This is a genomic window from Microbacterium sp. bgisy207, from assembly GCF_057706855.1.
Window position 1 is genome coordinate 164,446 of the sequence record NZ_JBYIPB010000004.1, and the last position, 20,001, is coordinate 184,446.

At 68.6% G+C, this 20,001-nt stretch carries 19 protein-coding genes; 6 read left to right on the forward strand and 13 right to left on the reverse strand.

Annotated elements, in window-relative coordinates; translation table 11 throughout:
* Positions 1 to 37: 37 nt before the first annotated feature.
* The 10 genes from AC3ENO_RS05285 to AC3ENO_RS05330 form a co-directional block, all read right to left on the reverse strand.
* Positions 38 to 391 (reverse strand): hypothetical protein, encoded by a 354-nt coding sequence (locus AC3ENO_RS05285; protein WP_434969558.1) that lies wholly within the window; start codon positions 389 to 391, stop codon positions 38 to 40.
* Between the two features lie 58 nt (positions 392 to 449).
* Entirely contained in the window at positions 450 to 1,823 is a 1,374-nt protein-coding gene (gene dnaB, locus AC3ENO_RS05290; RefSeq protein WP_434969559.1) for a replicative DNA helicase, read from the reverse strand.
* 524 nt (positions 1,824 to 2,347) lie between these two features.
* Positions 2,348 to 2,800, reverse strand: coding sequence for a 50S ribosomal protein L9 (gene rplI / locus AC3ENO_RS05295; protein WP_434969560.1), 453 nt, complete (start codon positions 2,798 to 2,800; stop codon positions 2,348 to 2,350).
* Positions 2,801 to 2,809: 9 nt separating this feature from the next.
* Positions 2,810 to 3,064, reverse strand: coding sequence for a 30S ribosomal protein S18 (rpsR, locus tag AC3ENO_RS05300; protein WP_195692622.1), 255 nt, complete (start codon positions 3,062 to 3,064; stop codon positions 2,810 to 2,812).
* A 131-nt stretch (positions 3,065 to 3,195) separates the two neighbouring features.
* Positions 3,196 to 3,684: a single-stranded DNA-binding protein gene (locus AC3ENO_RS05305; protein ID WP_434969561.1), complete on the reverse strand. Its 489-nt coding sequence runs from the start codon at positions 3,682 to 3,684 to the stop codon at positions 3,196 to 3,198.
* A gap of 5 nt (positions 3,685 to 3,689) precedes the next feature.
* Positions 3,690 to 4,067 (reverse strand): 30S ribosomal protein S6, encoded by a 378-nt coding sequence (gene rpsF / locus AC3ENO_RS05310; RefSeq protein ID WP_292713175.1) that lies wholly within the window; start codon positions 4,065 to 4,067, stop codon positions 3,690 to 3,692.
* 190 nt (positions 4,068 to 4,257) lie between these two features.
* Entirely contained in the window at positions 4,258 to 4,920 is a 663-nt protein-coding gene (locus AC3ENO_RS05315) for a TMEM175 family protein (protein WP_434969562.1), read from the reverse strand.
* A gap of 85 nt (positions 4,921 to 5,005) precedes the next feature.
* Positions 5,006 to 5,404 (reverse strand): DUF779 domain-containing protein, encoded by a 399-nt coding sequence (locus tag AC3ENO_RS05320; protein ID WP_434969563.1) that lies wholly within the window; start codon positions 5,402 to 5,404, stop codon positions 5,006 to 5,008.
* A gap of 115 nt (positions 5,405 to 5,519) precedes the next feature.
* On the reverse strand, positions 5,520 to 7,070 hold the full coding sequence (gene exaC, locus AC3ENO_RS05325; protein ID WP_434969564.1) for an acetaldehyde dehydrogenase ExaC: 1,551 nt from the start codon (positions 7,068 to 7,070) through the stop codon (positions 5,520 to 5,522).
* 164 nt (positions 7,071 to 7,234) lie between these two features.
* Positions 7,235 to 8,605 (reverse strand): GAF domain-containing protein, encoded by a 1,371-nt coding sequence (locus tag AC3ENO_RS05330; protein ID WP_434969565.1) that lies wholly within the window; start codon positions 8,603 to 8,605, stop codon positions 7,235 to 7,237.
* Between the two features lie 105 nt (positions 8,606 to 8,710).
* On the opposite strand from AC3ENO_RS05330, the gene cofD reads away from it, so the two are divergent.
* Positions 8,711 to 9,703 carry a 2-phospho-L-lactate transferase gene (cofD, locus tag AC3ENO_RS05335; RefSeq protein WP_434969566.1) on the forward strand — a complete coding sequence of 331 codons (993 nt, stop codon included), beginning with the start codon at positions 8,711 to 8,713 and terminating at the stop codon, positions 9,701 to 9,703.
* Positions 9,704 to 9,841: 138 nt separating this feature from the next.
* Positions 9,842 to 10,876 (forward strand): NAD(P)-dependent alcohol dehydrogenase, encoded by a 1,035-nt coding sequence (locus tag AC3ENO_RS05340; RefSeq protein ID WP_434969567.1) that lies wholly within the window; start codon positions 9,842 to 9,844, stop codon positions 10,874 to 10,876.
* Between the two features lie 223 nt (positions 10,877 to 11,099).
* Here the strand turns inward: AC3ENO_RS05340 and AC3ENO_RS05345 are convergent, their stop codons facing one another.
* Together AC3ENO_RS05345 and AC3ENO_RS05350 are read right to left on the reverse strand one after the other, a co-directional pair.
* Entirely contained in the window at positions 11,100 to 12,542 is a 1,443-nt protein-coding gene (locus AC3ENO_RS05345; protein WP_434969568.1) for a CCA tRNA nucleotidyltransferase, read from the reverse strand.
* A 135-nt stretch (positions 12,543 to 12,677) separates the two neighbouring features.
* Entirely contained in the window at positions 12,678 to 14,222 is a 1,545-nt protein-coding gene (locus AC3ENO_RS05350; protein ID WP_434969635.1) for a DUF7059 domain-containing protein, read from the reverse strand.
* A 105-nt stretch (positions 14,223 to 14,327) separates the two neighbouring features.
* Here AC3ENO_RS05350 and AC3ENO_RS05355 point away from each other — a divergent pair, with 105 nt between their 5' ends.
* The 4 genes from AC3ENO_RS05355 to trxA all read left to right on the forward strand — a co-directional run bounded on the left by AC3ENO_RS05355 (position 14,328) and on the right by trxA (position 19,552).
* Positions 14,328 to 16,466, forward strand: a complete 2,139-nt coding sequence (locus AC3ENO_RS05355; protein WP_434969569.1) for a DUF6049 family protein — start codon at positions 14,328 to 14,330, stop codon at positions 16,464 to 16,466.
* Entirely contained in the window at positions 16,463 to 18,061 is a 1,599-nt protein-coding gene (gene murJ / locus AC3ENO_RS05360) for a murein biosynthesis integral membrane protein MurJ (RefSeq protein WP_434969570.1), read from the forward strand. The genes AC3ENO_RS05355 and murJ overlap by 4 nt, the downstream gene beginning before the upstream one ends.
* A gap of 107 nt (positions 18,062 to 18,168) precedes the next feature.
* Complete coding sequence (gene trxB / locus AC3ENO_RS05365) at positions 18,169 to 19,152, forward strand: thioredoxin-disulfide reductase (RefSeq protein WP_434969571.1); 984 nt, start codon at positions 18,169 to 18,171, stop codon at positions 19,150 to 19,152.
* 76 nt (positions 19,153 to 19,228) lie between these two features.
* A complete protein-coding gene (gene trxA / locus AC3ENO_RS05370) occupies positions 19,229 to 19,552 on the forward strand; it encodes a thioredoxin (RefSeq protein WP_292712659.1) in 324 nt (107 codons plus the stop codon).
* A 91-nt stretch (positions 19,553 to 19,643) separates the two neighbouring features.
* Here the strand turns inward: trxA and AC3ENO_RS05375 are convergent, their stop codons facing one another.
* Entirely contained in the window at positions 19,644 to 19,982 is a 339-nt protein-coding gene (locus tag AC3ENO_RS05375) for a tryptophan synthase subunit alpha (RefSeq protein WP_434969572.1), read from the reverse strand.
* Positions 19,983 to 20,001 lie beyond the last annotated feature (19 nt).

Below are 20,001 nucleotides of genomic sequence, written 5' to 3' on the forward strand. Positions count from 1 at the left end.
CGAGGCGAGGCAAGAGGCCAATGAATGATGTGCGTGGTCAGCGCGGCAGCGGGCGAAGCCGGTCTTCGGTGACCGGAAGCGACACCGAGTAGTAGATCTGGGCAGCAGTCATGTCGCCCCAGTCATCCTTCTTCACGCGGATGGCATGAGGTGACACTTCTGCGATCCGCACCCGCAGCCAGGACCCATCATCGAGACGCAGCTCGTGCGGATCAGCGAGGTAGACGAGACCAAGCCCGTCGAGGGTCTCCTCGGCGACCATCCAGTCCACAACCTCTGTCCGTCGACGCCCCAACAGGTCGATAGCGACGAAGCCATCGCCGACGGGCTGCATCCAGCCCAATCGCTCTCCGTCTTCGGAGCGGCGGTGTTCGATCCAGTCCGCGCCCATAGACCAAGGGTAACGATCGACCCGCGGGACGGCCGCGACGATCCTCAGCAGAGCTGCATCACCCGAAGTCGCCGGGGGCCATGTCGGCGAATCGTGAGTAGTGGCCCTGGAAGGCGACGGTGATCGTGTCGGTGGGGCCGTTACGGTGCTTGGCGACGATGAGGTCGGCTTCGCCCGCGCGGGGTGAGTCCTTCTCGTACGCGGCCTCGCGGTGCAGCAGCACGACCATGTCGGCATCCTGCTCGATCGAGCCCGACTCACGCAGGTCTGACAGCGCCGGCTTCTTGTCGGCACGCTGCTCGGGACCACGGTTCAGCTGCGACAGGGCTATAACCGGAACCCCGAGTTCCTTCGCGAGGAGCTTCAGTGCACGGGAGAACTCCGAAACTTCCTGCTGGCGCGACTCGACGCGCTTGCCGCTTGTCATGAGCTGCAGGTAGTCGATGACAACCATCTTCAGGCCCGCGCGCTGCTTGAGCCGGCGGCACTTCGCGCGGATCTCGACGAGGGTCATGTTGGGGCTGTCGTCGATGTAGAGCGGTGCCTCGTTGATGCGGCCGCGGGTGGCGGCGATCGTCGTCCAGTCCCGGGAGTCGAGCGTGCCCTTGCGCATGTTCTGCAGCGGCACGGCACCCTCGGCACTCATGAGGCGCATCGCGATCTCGCTGCGACCCATTTCGAGCGAGAAGAAGATCGTCGGCATGTTGTTCTTGATCGCCGCAGCCCGTGCGAAATCGAGCGCGAGCGTCGACTTACCCATCGCGGGACGGGCGGCGATGATAATCATCTGCCCCGGGTGCAGCCCGTTCGTGAGCTGATCGAGACCACTGAAGCCCGTCGGGATGCCGGTCATCTTGCCATCGCGGCCCCGGGCCGCCTCGATCTCTTCGAGCGCTGCGTCAACGGCGGTCTCGAGCGGCACATAATCTTCGGCGGCCTCGGCGCCGGTGACGGAGTAGATCTCGGCCTGCGCACTGTTGACGAGGTCGAGGGCTTCGCCCTGACCCGCGTATCCCATCTGCACGATGCGGGTGCCCGCCTCGACGAGACGCCGCAACAGCGCGCGCTCTGCCACGATCGACGCGTAGTAGGCGGCGTTGGCAGCGGTCGGGACGATCGAGGTGAGCGTGTGCAGGTAGTCGGCGCCGCCGGCGCGCTGCAGTTCGCCCGTCTTGATGAGCTCGTCGGTGACGGTGATGACATCCGTCGGCTCACCGTGCGAATAGAGCGTGAGGATCGCCTCGAAGATCAGCTCGTGCTTGGGGATGTAGAAGTCAGCGCCGCGCAGCGTCTCGATGACATCGGCGACGGCATCCTTCGACAGCAGCATGCCGCCGAGGGCGCTCTGCTCGGCGAGGATGTCGTGCGGCGGAGTGCGTTCGTGCTCGCGGGGTCCGCCGAGCCGATCCTCCGAAATGTCCGCAATCGACATGTATCCCCCTTCGCTGTTCGTGCTGCACCGTGTGGCTGTACTGCACCGTGGCTGTGCCATCCGCGGGTGCGGTAGAACGCCTCTTCCGCAGCTGTTGAGGCGCTGGTTTCGACGCTGAATCCGGAGCGCCTCGCCACCGGCCAGCACAACGCTATGGACGGGTTCCGACACCCGCAACACCGCCTGTGGATAACTCTGTGTAGAACCTGCGGGAAACGCCGCTGTGCTTGTGAGCAGTGCCTGTGGACAAAGGTTGTGAGATCACAGATCCAATCAGAAGAAAGGGCATCTGACCTGGAGTTTTACTTCCCCACACGTTGTGGACAAGGTTGTGGTTGAACCTGGCGTTGAAGGTTGTCTGTGCTGTCTCTCGCTGTGTACAAGCGGCACAGAATTCGCCTATCAGGCGGCAACCGAACGTGCAAGCCCAGGAGCACAAAACCACCCGCGACATCACAACAAATGAAGGGCGGATGCTGCAGACTTTTCAGCCTGCGGCATCCGCCCTTCGGGGCGTCTCGCGATTACTTGGCGGCGACGACCTGCAGCGTGATCACGGCGGTCACGTCGTCGCGCAGACGAATCGTGGCCTCGTGCTCACCCAGCGACTTGATCGGCGTCGTGATGTGGATCTTGCGCTTGTCGAGGTCGCCGAATCCGGCGGCCTTGACGGCATCCGCGACATCGGCGGGCTTGACCGAGCCGAAGAGGCGACCCTCCGAGCCTGCCTTGATGGCGAGCTTGACCTTGTTGGACTCCAGGTTCTGCTTGAGCGCAACGGCCTCTTCGTGGTCGTGGATCGCGCGGGCCTCGCGGGCTGCGCGGATCGAGGCGACCTGCTTCTCGCCACCGCGGCTCCAGGCCACGGCGAATCCCTGCGGGATGAGGTAGTTGCGGGCGTACCCGTCCTTGACCTCGACAACGTCACCGGCGCTTCCGAGCCCGGCGACCTCGTTCGTGAGAATGAGCTTCGACATGGGGACTCCTTAGCGGCCAGCGCCGGCGTAGGGCAGGAGCGCCATTTCGCGCGCGTTCTTGATCGCACGGGCGATCAGACGCTGCTCCTGCACCGAGACACCGGTGATACGACGGGCGCGGATCTTGCCGCGCTCCGAGATGAACTTGCGGAGGGTGGCGACATCTTTGTAGTCGATGACGCCGACCCGGATTGCCTTTGCCGGGGCAACCGGCTTGCCGCCCTTGCGCGGCTTGCGGCGATCGCCGCTTGACTTTCCAGCCATGGGTTTTCCTTACGTGTGAAACGGATGCCGCGGCATCCGGGAATGTGGGTTTCGACTTGCGCCTGCGGCGCTCGCTCAACCTTGAGTCGGCTTCGCATCACCGCCGCTGCGCGGCCATGATCCGAATCGACTCAAAACGGAGTGTCGTCGCCGTAGGTGCCGGGGGCTGCCCACGCGTCGGCGTTCGACGAGCCGGGCGTCGACCAGGGCTCGTCCGCGACCTGGGCGCGGGACTGACCGCCGCCTCCGCCGCCGCTCGCGGCGCGAGTGACCTGTGCGGTCGCGTAGCGCAGCGACGGGCCGATCTCGTCGACCTCGAGCTCGATGGAGGTGCGGTTGTTGCCTTCGCGGTCCTGGTAGCTGCGCTGCTTGAGGCGGCCGGTCGCGATGACCCGGGCACCCTTCGTCAGCGAGCCGGCGACGTGCTCAGCGAAGTCGCGCCAGACGCTTGCGCGGAGGAACAGCGCTTCGCCGTCCTTCCACTCGTTGGCTTGACGGTCGAAAGTGCGCGGCGTGGATGCGATCGTGAAGTTCGCGACCGGGAGCCCGTTCTGCGTGTACCGCAGTTCGGGGTCAGCCGTGAGGTTGCCCACAACGGTGATGACGGTTTCGCCGGCCATGATCGTCAGGCCTTCGCGTCAGCGGTCTCGGTGCGGCGGGCACGAGCGGGAGCGGCAGCCTTGCGAGCGGCCTTCTCCTCGGCGCGCTTCGCTTCGGAGGCGACCATGGCGATGGCCTCTTCGGCGCGCAGCACCTTCGTGCGCATGATCTGCTCGTTCAGCTTGAGCTGGCGGTCGAGCTCCTGCGCGGCGTCGCTGGTCGAGGTGAAGTTGACGACGGCGTAGATGCCTTCGGTCTTCTTCTGGATCTCGTATGCGAGCCGGCGGCGGCCCCAGACATCGACGTTGTCGATCGAGCCACCATCGTTTGTGATGACCGCGAGGAACTTGTCGAGGGTCGTGGGGACCTGGCGCTCGTCGATCTCAGGGTTGATGATCACCATGAGTTCGTACTGGTGTGTGTGCGTCACTGACCCACCTCCTTCGGACTAGAACGGCTGTCGGGCATTTCCCGACAGCAGGAGGGTGTGTGCACGTGCCCGGACGGATTCCGCGGGAGCGGATGCCGGACAACCTTCACAGTGTATCGGATGCGGCATCCGGCGCCCAACCGCGCGAATTCCGCGCTCCGGGCTATGCGCGGGGGCCGGGCACCCGCCCCCGCGCACGCATGATCGCCGAATGCAGCGGCCACGTGAGGAAGAGCAGGAACAGCGCCCAGTAGTTGAGCGAGGGGATCGCGAGCATCACCAGGAGCGAGAGCGCGAACAGCGAGGTGATGATGATGCCGACGACCAGCCCCTCGGACAGCAGCTGCGGCTTCTCGTGGTGCAGTTTCGGGTGCCGAATCAGGTAGATCCTGGTGAGGGTGAGAACGAGGCTGGTCAAGACGAGCGAGCCGACGTAGACGAGCTTCTCGATCGGGTCTGCGTCGAAGGTGCTCGTGATCGCGGTGGCCACCGGGAGCCAGACGATGGTGAACATCCACAGGATCGTCAGCCACAGCAGGCCCTGATCGACGCGCTCGACCCGGGCGAACATCCGATGGTGCGTGAGCCAGAAGTTCGCGATGAGCACGAAGCTGAGCATGAACGTGAGCAGACTCGGCCACTCCTGCGCCAGCCAGGCAGCGGTGCTGGTCTCGTCTGCGTCCGTGACGCTGTCCATGAGCGGAAGGATCAGCAGCGTCATCGCGATGGCGACGACGGCGTCGGTGAACGCCTTCAGGCGCTCCGCCGACGGCAGTTCGTCGTTGGCGTTCGATTCCTCGGTGGCGCGAGGCTCGGCATCCGTCATGCCGACACCGTACTACCCACCCCGAACCCCGCTGCGCTCTGGCTGAGACGACAGCGGGGCTCGGTGGATGCAGCCGGCCGCGGAGCTACGGGGTGGGGCCGAGGCCGAAGTAGTCCAGTTCGGCCTCGTTGAGCATCCGTGACCGGATGATGAACCGCATCCCCGTCGGACTCTCGACGCTGAAGCCGGCACCACGACCCGCCACCACATCGACCGTGAGGTGCGTGTACTTCCAGTACTCGAACTGCGACTGCGACATGAAGAAGTCGATCGGGTCGATGCCGTCCACCTCGAGGATGCCGAGCTTCACGTCGCTCGGCCCGGTCATGAACATCCCGACCGGGTAGCACATGGGCGCGCTCCCGTCGCAGCATCCGCCCGACTGGTGGAACATGAGCGGGCCGTGCTGGTCCGCGAGCTCGCGCAGTAGCGCGGCGGCCTCGTCGGTGACGTCGACCCGTTCGTAGATTCCGATACTGACCATGGTGTCTCCTCTCCCTTGTCTGTCCCGACCAGCCCACGCGCGTGAAACGTAACCTCGCGCGACAGACTCACCTCCGTCCGTCGCGCGAGGTCCCGTCTCACGACTCGTGTCCGGCTTAGAAGAAGCCCATGGGCCCTTCGGCGTACGAGACCAGGAGGTTCTTGGTCTGCTGGTAGTGATCGAGCATCTTCAGGTGGTTCTCGCGGCCGATGCCCGACTGCTTGTAGCCACCGAAGGCGGCGTGCGCCGGGTACTGGTGGTACGTGTTCGTCCACACGCGGCCGGCCTCGATGGCTCGTCCGGCGCGGTAGGCGGTATCGCCCGACCGGCTCCACACCCCGGCACCCAGCCCGTAGAGGGTGTCGTTGGCGATGTGGATGGCGTCATCGAACCCGTCGAAGGACGTGACCGACACGACCGGCCCGAAGATCTCCTCCTGGAAGATCCGCATGTCGTTCGTGCCCTCGAACACGGTCGGGGCGACGTAGTAGCCGCCGCTGAGCTCGCCGCCCAGGTCGACGCGCTCGCCACCGGCGAGGAGCTTGGCGCCGCCGTCCTTGCCGATCTGGATGTACGACAGGATCTTCTCGAGCTGATCGTTCGAGGCCTGCGCGCCGATCATGGTCGCGGGGTCCAGCGGGTTGCCCTGGATGATCTTGCCGACGCGCTCAAGCCCGTCGCCGAGGAACTCGTCGTAGATCGAGCGCTGGATGAGGGCGCGCGAGGGGCAGGTGCACACCTCGCCCTGGTTGAGCGCGAAGAACGTGAAGCCCTCGAGCGCCTTGTCGTAGTAGTCGTCGTGACGGACGCGGGCGACATCCTCGAAGAACACGTTGGCGCTCTTGCCTCCGAGCTCGAGGGTGACCGGGATGAGGTTCTGCGAGGCGTACTGCATGATGAGGCGCCCGGTCGTGGTCTCTCCCGTGAAGGCGACCTTGCGGATCCCCTTGTGCTGCGCGAGCGGTGCGCCGGCCTCGATGCCGAAGCCGTTGACGATGTTGACGACGCCCGCCGGGAGCAGGTCGCCGATGAGGTCGAACAGATACAGGATCGACGCGGGAGTCTGCTCCGCCGGCTTGAGGACGACACAGTTGCCGGCCGCGAGCGCCGGAGCGAGCTTCCACGTCGCCATGAGGATGGGGAAGTTCCACGGGATGATCTGCCCGACGACCCCGAGCGGCTCATTGAAGTGGTAGGCGACGGTGTCTTCGTCGATCTGGCTGAGCGAGCCTTCCTGCGCGCGCAGCACGCCGGCGAAGTAGCGGAAGTGATCGATCGCGAGCGGGATGTCGGCGGCGAGCGTCTCACGGACCGGCTTGCCGTTCTCCCAGGTCTCGGCGACGGCGATGGCCTCCAGGTTCGCCTCCATGCGGTCGGCGATCTTGTTGAGGATCACGGCCCGCTCGGCCGGGGTCGTGCGCTTCCAGCTCTGGAACGCCTTCCACGCGACATCCACGGCCCGGTCGATGTCTTCGCTGGTGCCCCGGCCGACCTCGCAGAACGGCTTGCCGGTGACGGGGGTGATGTTCTCGAAGTACTGGCCCTTGATCGGTTCGACGAACTCGCCGCCGATGTAGTGGCCGTAGCGGGGGCGGTACTGGGCGACGGACCCGCGCTCGCCGGGCGCGGCATAGACGCTCGAGACGCCCTCTTCGACGATGGTCATGGTGAGTCTCCTTCGACTGCGTCGCGACGGCCGTCGTCGCGATGGGTCGACGGTAGGCGAGGCAACGTTGCATTCGGTTGCGCGCTGCTCTCGGCATCCGTTGCACGTGAAACGGATGCCGGCCCCACGCCGCCACGGCCGGCAGTGCGACGCGACGACGAGGGTCAGGAATCGGTTCGGGCGAGCCGCTCGAGCCGGGCGACCAGACCGGACCGCTTGGGGGAACGCGCCGGCAGCATCGATAGGCACAGCCGAAGCACCTCGACGTCGTCGGCTCCGGCATCCGTGTCGGCGAAGGCGAGCAACACATCCAGACTCGCCTCGGCCATCAGCGCTTCGCGCAGCGTCACCCGAACGGTGTCGCGGAACTCCTCGACCCCGGGCGCTGCCGAGTCAGGAAGCACGTCGCCGCGGTAGGCGGCGAGCGCCACGCGATGAGCACCGCGGTCGAGGAGGGAGAGGACCTGGTGCGCGTCGGTCTCGAGAGGCGTGGTCAGGCGATAGGGGCGGGACTCGGGCGCGAGGGACGGCGCGATCCTCTCGAGGGTCTTCCGCAACCGCACCATCTCGGCACGGAGCGTCGTGCTCGCATCCGGATCCCCGTACACGAGCTCACCCAGATGCTCGGCCGACACCCCCTGCCGGTGCGTCGCCAGACACAGCAGGATCTCGGCGTGGCGGGTGGTGAGCTCGTTCACGCGCAGGTGTCCGTCCGAGAGCGTCTCGAGAAGCGCGCGGTCGCGACCGAGCACCCGCAGCGTCGCGACGACGGATGCTGGCGCCGCGCGCGTGCGCCGCGGCCGGCGGGTCTCGGCATCCGTCCGGCTCTCGACGGAGCCCGTGCCCGGACCCGACGCCCGGTTGCGCAGGCGCGCGAGCAGCAGCTCACCCTCGACGGCACGGGCTGTCGCGTCCACCAGGAGCTGCGCCTGAGCGGATGCCGCCGGATCGCCGCCGGTGACGTCGATGACACCGAGGAGCTTGCGGGTCTCGGGGTCGTGCACGGGCGCCGCAGTGCACGACCACGGCTGAACGAGGCGGTTGAAGTGTTCGGCGCCGCGGATCTGCACCGAGCGGTCGAGGGCCAGCGCGGTTCCGGGAGCCGCGGTGCCGACGGCCCTCTCGGACCAATCGGCGCCCGGAACGAACCCCATCTCGCCGGTCAGCGATCGAAGTGTGCGGTCGCCCTCGACCCACAGCAGTCGTCCCGCCGCATCGCCGACCGCGACGATGACTCCCGAATCGTCGGCCGCACCGGGGATCAGCAGCCCGCGGATCATGTCCATGACCGAGCCGAGCGGATGCTGAGCCCGCAGCGCCTCGAGTTCCTCGGCGGTCAACGCCAACGGCGGCAGTCCCTCGAGCCCGACCCGCCCGTCGCGCGAACGTCGCCAACTCTCGCGCACCACGCCCCGCACGTCGCCCACTCTCGCGTCGTTCTCGTTCCCGAGCACGAACTCCTCGCGGGCGCGCTCGATGATGAGCTTCGAGGCGTCGGGGGTGGCACCGGACGCTGCGGACCACGGGGAGGGCATTCGGACTCCGATCGGCGCTGATCGTCGACGGCGGGTTCAGCGCCCCCGCCGGTGCGGTCCAGTGTAGGCGCGGCGCGGCGCGCTGTCGCCGGGTAGCGTGGCCCCGTGCGGATCACGGTGCTCTCAGGTGGTGTCGGCGGGGCGCGCTTCGTGCTCGGCGTCCGGGAGTGGGCGCGTCGGGATGCCGCGGCGCGGGGCCTTCCCGAGGACGCGGCTCACGACATCCGTGTGGTCGTCAACACGGGCGACGACTGGTGGCTCGCGGGTCTGCGGATCGCCCCGGATCACGATTCCCTGCTGTACGCGCTGAGCGACCAGAACGATCAGCAGCGCGGGTGGGGGCGGCGCGATGAGACGGAGCGGGTCGCGGCCGAACTGCAGGCGTGGGGGGTGACGCCCGAGTGGTTCACCCTCGGCGACCTCGACCTCGGCGTGCACATCGCGCGCACGGCGTGGCTGCGCGAGGGCACCCCACTGAGCGAGGTCTACCGCCGACTCGGCGCCCGCTGGCCGCTCGGGGTCACGCTCGTGCCGGCGACCGAAACCGAGGTCGACACCCACGTCCGCACGGTCGACGGACAGCTGATGCACTTCCAGGAGTGGTGGACCCGATATCGCGCGAGCCTTCCCGCGACCGGCTTCGAGAACACCGGGGTCGCGTCGGCCCAGCCCTCGGCCGGGGCGATCGAGGCCATTGCCGGCGCCGACGTCCTGCTTCTGGCCCCCTCGAACCCCGTCGTCTCCCTCGGGCCGGTCCTCGCCGTCCCCGGGATGCGCGAGGCGCTGCGGTCGGCATCCGCGCCCCTCGTCGGTATCTCGCCGGTCATCGGCGGCCGGGTCGTGCGCGGAATGGCCGACGCCTGCCTCGCCGCGATCGGCGTGCAGACGGATGCTGCCGCCATCGCCCGCCACTACGGTGCGCGGAGCGCCGACGGCCTTCTGGACGGCTGGCTGCTCGCCGTGGAAGACGCGGCATCCGTCGACGGGCTGACACGGGCCGGCATCCCGACCCGTGCGGTTCCGCTCTGGATGCGCGACGCCGACACCTCGGCGGCGCTCGCGGGCGACGCCGTCGCCCTCGCGCTCCACCTGGGCTGACGGACCTGCCGACCCGGGTCGCCGGGTGAACCGCCGGCCTGGTCTCGTCAAGAGCCTTGCCTTCCCCTCCGGTCCGGCGGACAGTGGTCATGCGGGCGGAACGCTCGCGCCCGAACCATTCACCGAAGGGAGTGCCCGATGAAGGCTGTGCAATATCGCGAGATCGGCAAGGGACCGGAGGTCGTCGACATCGAGACCCCGGAGCCCGGCCCTGGGGAGATCAGGCTCAAGGTTCTCGCGGCGGGCCTGTGCCACTCGGACTGGTTCCTGATGGAGCTTCCCGAGGAGCAATACACGTACCCGCTTCCGCTGACCCTCGGACACGAGGGCGTCGGCGAGGTCGACATGCTCGGCGACGGTGTCGAGGGGGTGCAGGTCGGGGAACGCTATGCGATCTACGGTCCCTGGGGATGCGGCCTGTGTCACGCCTGCGCACAGGGCAAGGAGAACTACTGCCCCCACGCGGCCGAACTGGGCATCGCGCCTCCGGGACTCGGCGCCCCGGGCGCCATGGCGGAGTACGTGATCGTCGACGACAAGCGTCATCTTGCCCCGCTCGGCGATCTCGACCCTGTGGAGTCAGCGTCTCTCACGGATGCGGGTCTCACGCCGTACCACGCGATCGCTGCCGTGCGCGACAAGCTCACCCCGGGCACGACCGCCCTCGTGATCGGCGTCGGCGGCCTGGGCCACCTCGGCATCCAGATTCTCCGCGCCACGACAGCCGCGACAGTCATCGCCGCCGACGTCTCCGACGACAAGCTCGAGCTGGCACGCAAGGTCGGCGCTCATCACACGCTTCGTTCCGACGAGGGCGCTGTCTCCCGCATCCGTGAACTCACCGGCGGAGAAGGTGCGGTGGCGGTGTTCGACTTCGTCGGCATCCAGCCCACCATCGACCTGGCCCGCGAGACCATCGCCGCCGACGGGTTCGTCCACATCGTCGGGATCGGCGGCGGAACCCTCCCGACGGGGTTCTTCTCGACGCCCTTCGGAGCGGCGGTGCGCGCTCCCTACTGGGGAACGCGCCCCGAGCTGCTCGAAGTCCTGGATCTCGCTCGTGCGGGAGCGATCGGTGTGCACGTCGAGCGGTACGGTTTCGACCAGGCCGTTGAGGCGTACCAGCGCCTGCACGAGGGCGCCGTGCAGGGCCGGGCCGTGATCGTCCCCTGACGGCACACCCGACTGCGCCGGCTCCACCGGCTTCGCTTGCCCCGACACGCCGTGCCCTCCTCTGTGCGCGCGGCGTGTTGCGGCAACCGAGCAGGGGGACACGAGCGTCACGACCCGTTCGGTTGCCCGAAACCGCGGAGCGCGCTGCCACGCAACGGCGTGTTGCGGCAATCGAGCCCGGGGCAGGGCGCGGGGGTAGGGGCTCAACGGGGCCCCGGGCGGGTCAGTCGCGCGCGGCCCACCACGCGAGAAGTCGGCGCTCGGCCTCGGCTTCCCCGAGCACGCCCTCGTCCAGCCGCAGGTCGAGCAGGAACCGGTACGCCTCGCCGACCTCGCGGCCCGGAGGGATGCCGAGCACCTCCTGGATGCGGTTCCCGTCGAGCTCGGGACGCATCGCCTCGAGCTCCTCCTGCGCCGCGAGCTCCGCGATCCGTCGCTCGATGTCGTCGTAGGCGGATGCCAGGCGCGCGGCCTTGCGCTTGTTGCGCGTCGTGACATCCGCGCGCGTCAGAATATGCAGGCGCTCGAGCTCGTCGCCCGCGTCGCGCACGTACCGCCGCACCGCGGAGTCGGTCCACGCGCCTTCGGCGTACCCGAAGAAGCGCAGGTGCAGTTCGATGAGCTTTGTCACGGTGTCGATCGTCGCCGCGTCGAACCTCAGCTCCTTCAGGCGCTTACGCGCCATCCGTGCGCCCTTGATGTCGTGGTGATGGAACGTCACCCCGCCTCCGGGCTCGAGGCGACGAGTGGCGGGCTTGCCGATATCGTGCAGCAGCGCTGCCAGACGCAGGGGCACGTCGGGAGCGGAACCCGGATGCCGTTCGTGCTCGAGCTCGATCGCCTGGCGCACGACCGTCAGCGAGTGCTCGTAGACGTCCTTGTGGTGGTGGTGCTCGTCGATCTCCAGCCGCAACGCAGGCACCTCGGGCAGGAACTGCTCCATGAGCCCCGTCTCGACGAGCAGCCGGATGCCGCGCAACGGGTCCTCCGTCTGCATCAGTCGCACGAGCTCGCCGTGAATACGCTCCGCGCTCACGATCCGCAGGCTCTCGCGCAGGCGGTGCATCGCCGAGACGGTGTCAGCATCGACGTCGAAGGAGAGCTGTGACGCGAACCGCGCCGCACGCAGCATCCGAAGCGGGTCGTCTCCGAAGCTCACGTCCGGGTCAGCGGGGGTGCGCAGCCGCTGCGCGAGGAGGTCCTCGACCCCGCCGGAGGGATCGACGAGCTTCTGCGAAGGCACCCTGAGCGCCATCGCGTTGACCGTGAAGTCGCGGCGCACGAGATCGCCCTCGAGGGTGTCGCCGAACTCGACCGTCGGTTTGCGGGTGATGCCGTCGTAGCTGTCGGCCCGATAGGTCGTGATCTCAACCTGCTCCGACCCGCCGCCCGGCACGGGGATACGCGCCCCGATGGTGCCGAAGTCTCGCCCGATGTCCCAGTGCGCGGTGCTCAGCGGAGCAACGATGCGCAGGATGTCGTCGGGTCGGGCGTTGGTCGTGAGGTCGAGGTCGTGGGTGGTTCTGCCCAGCAGCGCGTCGCGGACAGGGCCGCCGACGATCGCGAGTTCGAACCCCGCGGCCTCGAACGCCGCAGCGACGGTCGCGACCACGGGAGAGGCGGCAAGAGCGCCCAGGCGCGCGACACCCTCCGCCATGTTCAGCATGGATTCGAGCCTACCTCCGGCGGTTCGCTCGTCCGCTGCTCAGGCACCGGTCGTCTGGTGAGTCCGCTGCGCTCCCGGCCCCACAAGAGCACACCGCAGCGCTCCCGGTCCCGGGCGGATATCGCGCGGCCGGGCTCAGTCGAGGGGGTCGAGGAAACCGAGGAACGCCAGCTCGCGCACCCGCGGCAGCAGGTCGGCGCGGAGGGCGGCAGCATCCACCTCGAGCAGTTCGGCGATCGCGTCGATGAGCACCCCCACCGGAAGGTCGCCGTCGCACGCGCCCACCAGCGCCGCGAGCCCGGGGTCGGCGCCGAGCGTCCGACCGAAACCCCGGCCCTGACGCAGCTCGATAACCGTGGGATCCTCGGCGCCGGGCACGAAGTGGCGCGCTTCGGTGACATCGGGCGCGGTCGTGAAGACGGATGCCGCCAGCGCCATGTCGTCACGGGGACCCAGGCGATCATGCACCGCAAGCGCGCGGGCCAGGTCCGCCCCGAGGCCGTCCTGCGGAGCGGGCGAGCTCACGCGTTCGTAGCGAGCGAGCGGTGACGTGCCCGGGCCGGGGCGCCGCAGCAGGACGTACCCGAAGCCGATGCCGGTCACCCCGCGTGCCGCGAAGTCCTGCAGCCACAGGTCGATGAGAGCGCTGTAGTCCGGTGAACCGGGCTGCATTCCGCCATCGCGCACCCACAACATGGCGTAGTCCAGCGGCGTGAGGATCTCCCGCTCGATGATCCACGCATCCATCGGGACGGATGCCGACTCCACCCACTCACGCACGCGTGCGAGCCCGTCGCTGCCTTCCCGGTACTCCCAGTTGCCGAGCAACTGCGCGGTGCCGCCCTCTGCGAGCACGTCCGCCACACCCGAGACGACCTGCCTCACGAGGTCGTCACCGACCGCACCGCCGTCACGGTATTCGTAGGCGGGCGCTGAAACGCCCTCCGCCGTCGCCCCACGGGGGGTGATCACGAACGGCGGGTTCGAGACGACGCGGTCGAAGCGCTCACCGGCGACCGGGTCGAAGAGGCTGCCGCGACGCACGTCGATCCCGTCGACGCCATTGAGCGCGGCGGTCAGCCGCGCGAAACCGAGTGCGCGCGGAGAGATGTCGGTCGCGACGACCTCGTCGGCGTACCGGCGGGCCCGCAGCGCCTGGATGCCGCATCCGGTGCCGAGATCCAGTACTCGATGGGCGCGGGTCGGCAGCTGCAGACCGGCGAGGGTGAGGGAGGCTCCGCCGACCCCGAGGACGTGGTCGGTGGGCAGCGCGGCGCCCAGGGCTGCTTCGTCGAGGTCGCTCGCGATCCACCACTGACCGGTCTCGGCATCCGCGCCATCGTCCCACTCCTGCGGGCGCACGAGCGCCCGGGGGACGACCGCCCCGGCGTTCGCGTCGGCCAGGCCCAAGGCGACCAGCCCCGCGGCGCCTGCGCGCGGCAGAGCTGCGTCCACGGCGCCGATCGGTTGCGTCACCCCGAGTCCGAGCAGGCGCGCGAGGATCGCGAGCGGGTCGTCACGGTGACCCAGCGCCCGCAGTGCCGGGGCCCGCAGGCCCCGTCCGATCGCGTCATCACCGGCCGTCCCCCACGCCTCCCGGAGGGCCGGTGCCGTGAAGCCGGCGGCGGTCAGGTCGGCGGCCAGGGCGGCGCAGATCACAGGATCCGGATGAAGGGGCATCGTCACGGATCCATTCAAGCGCGGACGGCCTGCGGGATGCTCGAAGGCGCGGACCGTAGAATTCCGGCGGGATCCGCACGATCAGCGGTCGTCCCGCGACACGACATGACCGCGCCCACCCCAGTCCCCGCATCCGTGCCCAACGGCCGTCGTGCACCGCGCCCTCGCACCGGGCTCGTCGGTCTGGTGCAACGGATGGCAGCCGCCCTCGGGATCGCGGTGCTCGTGGCCTCGTCGGCGCTCGCGTCGGGTGCGGCACCTGCGGCGGCGGCCACGACACCGACACCGAGCCCGACAGCCACCGACCCGCAGCTGGTGGCGGCGCCGCTGGCCGGCGGAATCGTCTCGCCCGGCGACTCGCTGGCGGTCTCGATCGGACTTGACGCGGGAACTTCGCCGCTGACGGCGGCAGCGGCCACCGTCTCGGTGGGCACCGATCCGCTGTCGACCCGGGCCGAGATCGACGATTGGCTCAGATCCCCCTCGGGACAGCGAGCCCCGACCGTCGTCGGCACGGCGTCGCTCGACGGGGCTGCCCCCGGCGAGCGCGTGAACGCGATCGTGCGCGTGGCAGCGGATGATCCCGTGCTCACCGACCGGGTGCCCGGCGTGTACCCCGTGCTGGCAACGGTGACCTCGACGGGGCTCACGCTGCGATCGGCATCCGTTTTCGTCGTCCCCGCCGCAGCGACCACGGATGTCGCGGTCATCGTCCCCCTCACAGCCCCCGCGACCGGTCGAGGTCTGCTCAGTGCCGACCAGTTGGCCGGGCTCACGGCCGAGGACGGATCACTGACCGCGGCGCTCACGGGAGTGCAGGGCACTGACGCGATCCTCGGGATCGATCCCGCGATCCCCGCCGCGATCCGCGTCCTGGGCAGCACGGCGCCGGCGAGCGCTCGCGACTGGCTGGCCAGACTCGAGGCGCTTCCGAACGCGCGATTCGCGCTGCAATTCGGTGACGCTGACCCTGCCGCTCAGGTGGCCGCCGGCATCCAACCCCTGGCGCCGACCTCGCTTGCCGCCTACATCGACCCTGCCGGCTTTACGGGCGACGATTCCGATCCCCCGTCGCCGACACCCACAACCACCGCGACCCCGGCCGCCTCGGAGGCGGACGCGGATGAATCCGGGCTGCCGACGCTCGACCACCTCCTCGACGTCGGCGCGACCGCGGCGATCTGGTGGCCGGAGGCCGTCACGCCCGAGATCGTGGCGGCGCTGGGAGCGAACGGCGCGCTGACCCTCACCACCACCGACGCTGTCCGTGTCCCGGCGCCCGCGCGCGGCGTCTCCGGCGGAGCGGGCCTGCTCATCGCGGATGCCGAACTGAGCGCCGCGCTGTCCGCCGCCGCGTCGGCAAGCGACAGCATCCTGCGCGCGGCAGCCATCGCCGAGGCCTCCGCCCTGGAACAGCTGCCCGTGACGGGCGGAACCACGATCGTCGCGCTCGAGCGCGACCCGGACCGGACCGCCGTGGCGCTTCGCGCGGCGATCGACGCCGCCCAGTCCTTCCCGGGTGCCCGCCCCCTCACGCTCGGGACACTCGTCGGGCTCGCACCGGGCGAGGTCGCCGTCGGCGATCAGCCCCTCTCGACCAGGCGTGTGGATGCCATCCCCGCTCTGCTGGAGGGCGAACGCCGCATCGACGCCTTCGCGAGCGTCATCGCCGAGCCGGCCCTTCTCACGGGCGTGGAACGTGCCGAGATCCTTCAGCTGCTGAGCCTCGGGTGGACAGGCCAAGACGCGCAGTGGCGCGATGCCCTCACCGACCACGCCGACAGGACGCAGGCGACGCTGTCGTCGGTCGCGATCCTGCCGCCGAGCCCGATCCAGCTCGTCGCGGCGGATGCCGAGATTCCGGTGGGGATCCGCAACGACCTCCCGTATCCGGTCACGGTCACCCTGCACGCGCACAGCAACGATCTGCGCCTCGAGGTGGCGGAGAACACCGTTGTGGCGATCGGCCCGGAGCAGAGCACGCGCGCATCGCTTCCGGTGAAGGCGCGAGTGGGAAGCGGCACCGTCGACGTCGAGCTGTGGCTGACGAGCCCGACGGGAGTACGGATCGGATCCGACGAGCAGCTCGAGGTGAACGTTCGAGCCGACTGGGAGACGATCGGTCTGATCGTGCTGTCGGTGCTCGCCGCGGCATTCCTCTCGATCGGCGTCATTCGGACGGTCCGGCGGATTCGGCGCCGCCCTGACGCCGACGCGCCAGCGGCACAGGAGGAGCAGTCGTGAGTTCCATCGGGCGCGCGAGCACCCTCATCGCCGCCGGCACACTCGTGTCCCGGCTCACGGGTTTTCTGCGTTCGGTCGTGCTCGTCGCCGCCGTCGGTGCTGTGGGAAGCCGGGCAGCCGACGCCTTCACCGTCGCCAATCAGCTTCCGAACAACCTCTACGCGATCATCTCGACGGGCCTGCTGACGGCTGTTGTGGTGCCCCAGATCGTGCAGGCGGCCTCGCACGCCGACGGCGGCCGCGCTTTCATCTCCAAGCTGTTCACGCTCGGCACCGTCGCCCTCGTCGTCACGACCGCGGTCGGCACGGTCGCCGCGCCCCTTCTCGTGCAGCTGTACGCCTCACGATTCACCCCCGATCAGTTGGCCCTCGCGACGGCGTTCGCGTACTGGTGCATCCCGCAGCTGCTCTTCTACGGGCTGTACGCGCTGCTCGGCGAGATCCTCAACGCCCGGCGCGTCTACGGTCCGTTCACCTGGGCTCCGATCGCCAACAACATCGTCTCGATCGCGGGGTTCGGTGCCTTCATCGCGCTCTTCGGCGGTCCCGTCACGGAGGTCGCGGACTGGACGCCCACCATGATCGCCGTTCTCGCCGGCACCGCGACCTTCGGCATCGTGGCCCAAGCCGCCGTGCTCATGGTCTTCTGGGTGCGATCGGGCCTGCACCTGCGCCCCGACTTCGCGTGGCGAGGCGTCGGTCTGCGCAACATCGGGCGCCTGGCCGGATGGACGTTCCTCATGGTCGTCGTGGGCCAGATCGCCGGCATCGTCCAAAGCCAGGTCATGTCGGTCGTCTCTGGTGAGGCCCCCGCGGCCACGGTCGCCGCCAATGCCTGGCTGCTCTACATGCTGCCGTTCTCGGTGTTCGTCCTCTCGATCGGCACCGCCTACTTCACGCAACTGAGTGAACACGCCGCAGCCGGCCGGGACGAGGACGTGCGTGCGGACATCGCGCGCAGCATCCGTCTTCTCGGGCTGTTCATGGTGATCTCCACAGCCGTGCTGGCTGCGGCCGCGGTGCCCGCGTCGCGCATCTTCACGACAACCGCCGGTGGGGCCGTGGACGCGTCGTGGGTGCTGCTGGCGTTTCTGGTCGGTCTCATCCCGCAGACCGTGCTCTTCGTCATCGGCCGGGTCTTCTACTCCTACAACGACACCCGCACCCCCTTCCTCTTCACACTCGTCCAGGCCGGTGTCGTAATGATCACGGCGGTGCTCGCGCTCTCGCTCCCGACGGCGTTCGTGACGGCCGGCATCGCGCTCGGGCAGTCCCTCGCTGTCTGCGTGCAGCTCGGGCTTGCGACCTGGATGCTGCGCCGTCGCCTCTCTCGTATCGGAATGCGACAGTGGATGCCGGCGCTGGCCGTGTTCGCCGCGGCTGCTGCGCCGGCGGGACTGGTCGGCTGGGGTGTGTACGTGCTCTCGGGGGCCGAGACCGGATGGATGGTGGAGAACCAGCTCACCGGCGCCCTGGGGTCGGCGCTCATCGGCACCGTCGCGTTGGTGGTGTACGTGGGCATCCTCGGACTGTTCCGGGTCCCCGAACTGACAACCGCATGGCAGACCGTTCGCCGGCTCGTTGCTCGACGGTGAACGTTTCCCTTCTCGACGGTGAACGCGCCCCCTCCCGCCCGGGTGGGGGGGAATGCGCCGCAGATACCATGTGTTGAGGCATCCAGAACCTTAACGAAGGGTCGCTCATGCGCAATGTCATCATCATCGGGTCGGGCCCTGCCGGGTACACGGCGGCGATCTACGCAGCCCGTGGTGGGCACCAGCCGCTGGTGATCGCCAGTTCTGTCGAGGCCGGCGGAGAGCTGATGAACACCACCGAGGTGGAGAACTTCCCCGGCTTCCCCGACGGCATCATGGGCCCTGACCTGATGGCGAAAATGCAGGCCCAGGCAGAAAAGTTCGGCGCCGAGATCGTGTACGACGACGTCGTGTCAGTGTCGCTGGACGGCGCGGTGAAGTCGGTCACACTCGGCTCCGGCACCGTGCACGAGGCCCACGCGGTGATCTTCGCGACCGGCTCCGCTCCCCGCAAGCTCGGCATCGAGGGCGAGAAGACCTACTCCGGGCGTGGCGTGTCGTACTGCGCGACCTGCGACGGGTTCTTCTTCCGCGAGCGGACCATCGCCGTCGTCGGCGGCGGAGACTCCGCAATGGAAGAAGCCACCTTCCTGACCAAGTTCGCCTCCAAGGTGTACATCATCCACCGCCGCGACGAACTGCGCGCCTCGAAGATCATGCAAGATCGCGCCTTCGGGAACGAGAAGATCGAGTTCGTCTTCAACAGCGAGATCATCGACATCACCGGCGGCGACCAGGTCACCGGCGTGACCCTGCGCGACACCGTCACCGGCCAAACATCCGAACTCGCCCTCGACGGGATCTTCGTCGCGATCGGTCACGACCCCCGCACCCACCTCGTCCACGGCGTCCTCGACCTCACCGACGACGGCACCATCCGCCTCGACGGCCGCTCGTCCCGGACATCACTCCCGGGCGTGTTCGCCGCCGGCGACGTCATCGACCCCACTTACCGGCAAGCCGTCACCGCCGCGGGATCAGGAGCTGTCGCCGCCCTCGACGTCGAACACTACCTCGCAGCCCTCCTCGAAAACACCACCGACCCCCTACCCGAACAGCCCGTCAACATCCCCGACGAAGCGTTGGCCTGAGGGCCAGGATTCGGGCCGGAACAATCCGCCATACTGACGCGTTTCCACACGTGAACGCTTTGACGAAGGAGAACACATGACTGCCGCCGCCACCACCTCGGCCACCTGGGACCAGGATGTCCTGCAGGCCGACGGCCCCGTTCTTGTCGACTTCTGGGCAGCCTGGTGCGGCCCGTGCCGCATGGTCGCGCCCGTGCTCGACGAGATTCAGGCCGAGCACCCCGACAAGATCACCATCCTCAAACTCAACGTCGACGAGAACCCCGACCTTGCGATGAAGTACCAGATCACGTCGATCCCGGCGATGAAGGTCTTCCAGGGCGGCGAGGTCAAGACGACCATCATCGGCGCCAAGCCGAAGTACGCTCTCGAACAGGACCTCGCCGAGTTCATCGGCTGAGCGTCCGCGCCACAGACGGATGCCGCGGTTCCCTCGGAACTGCGGCATCCGTCTTTCTGTGCCCGGTGTGGTGGCGACACCGGCCAGGAGTTCAGGGCACCTCGGGCAGGAGGGAATCCCAGGTGCGGTGGCGTGAGGAGCCCAGGAGGCGCCAGACGGCGCGCGTGAGCGGGGGATAGTCCAACGCGATCTGACGCAGCACCCGGTAGTGACGTGTCCCGGTCGAGGGCAGGCCCGTCGTGAGGACGTTCTCGGCGCGCAGCATCAGAACCACGAGTTCATCGACCGTCGGCAGATCGTCCATGAACTCCCACGGGTCTTCGCCGGCACGCAGGCGCTCCTCCACCAGGACGGACAGCTCGTCGGAGGCTTCCGCGCGGAGCAACTCCAGGCTCGCCCGACGGGTCGGGGCCGAATTCTCGCGCGTCATTCCTCCAGCGTACGTCGCC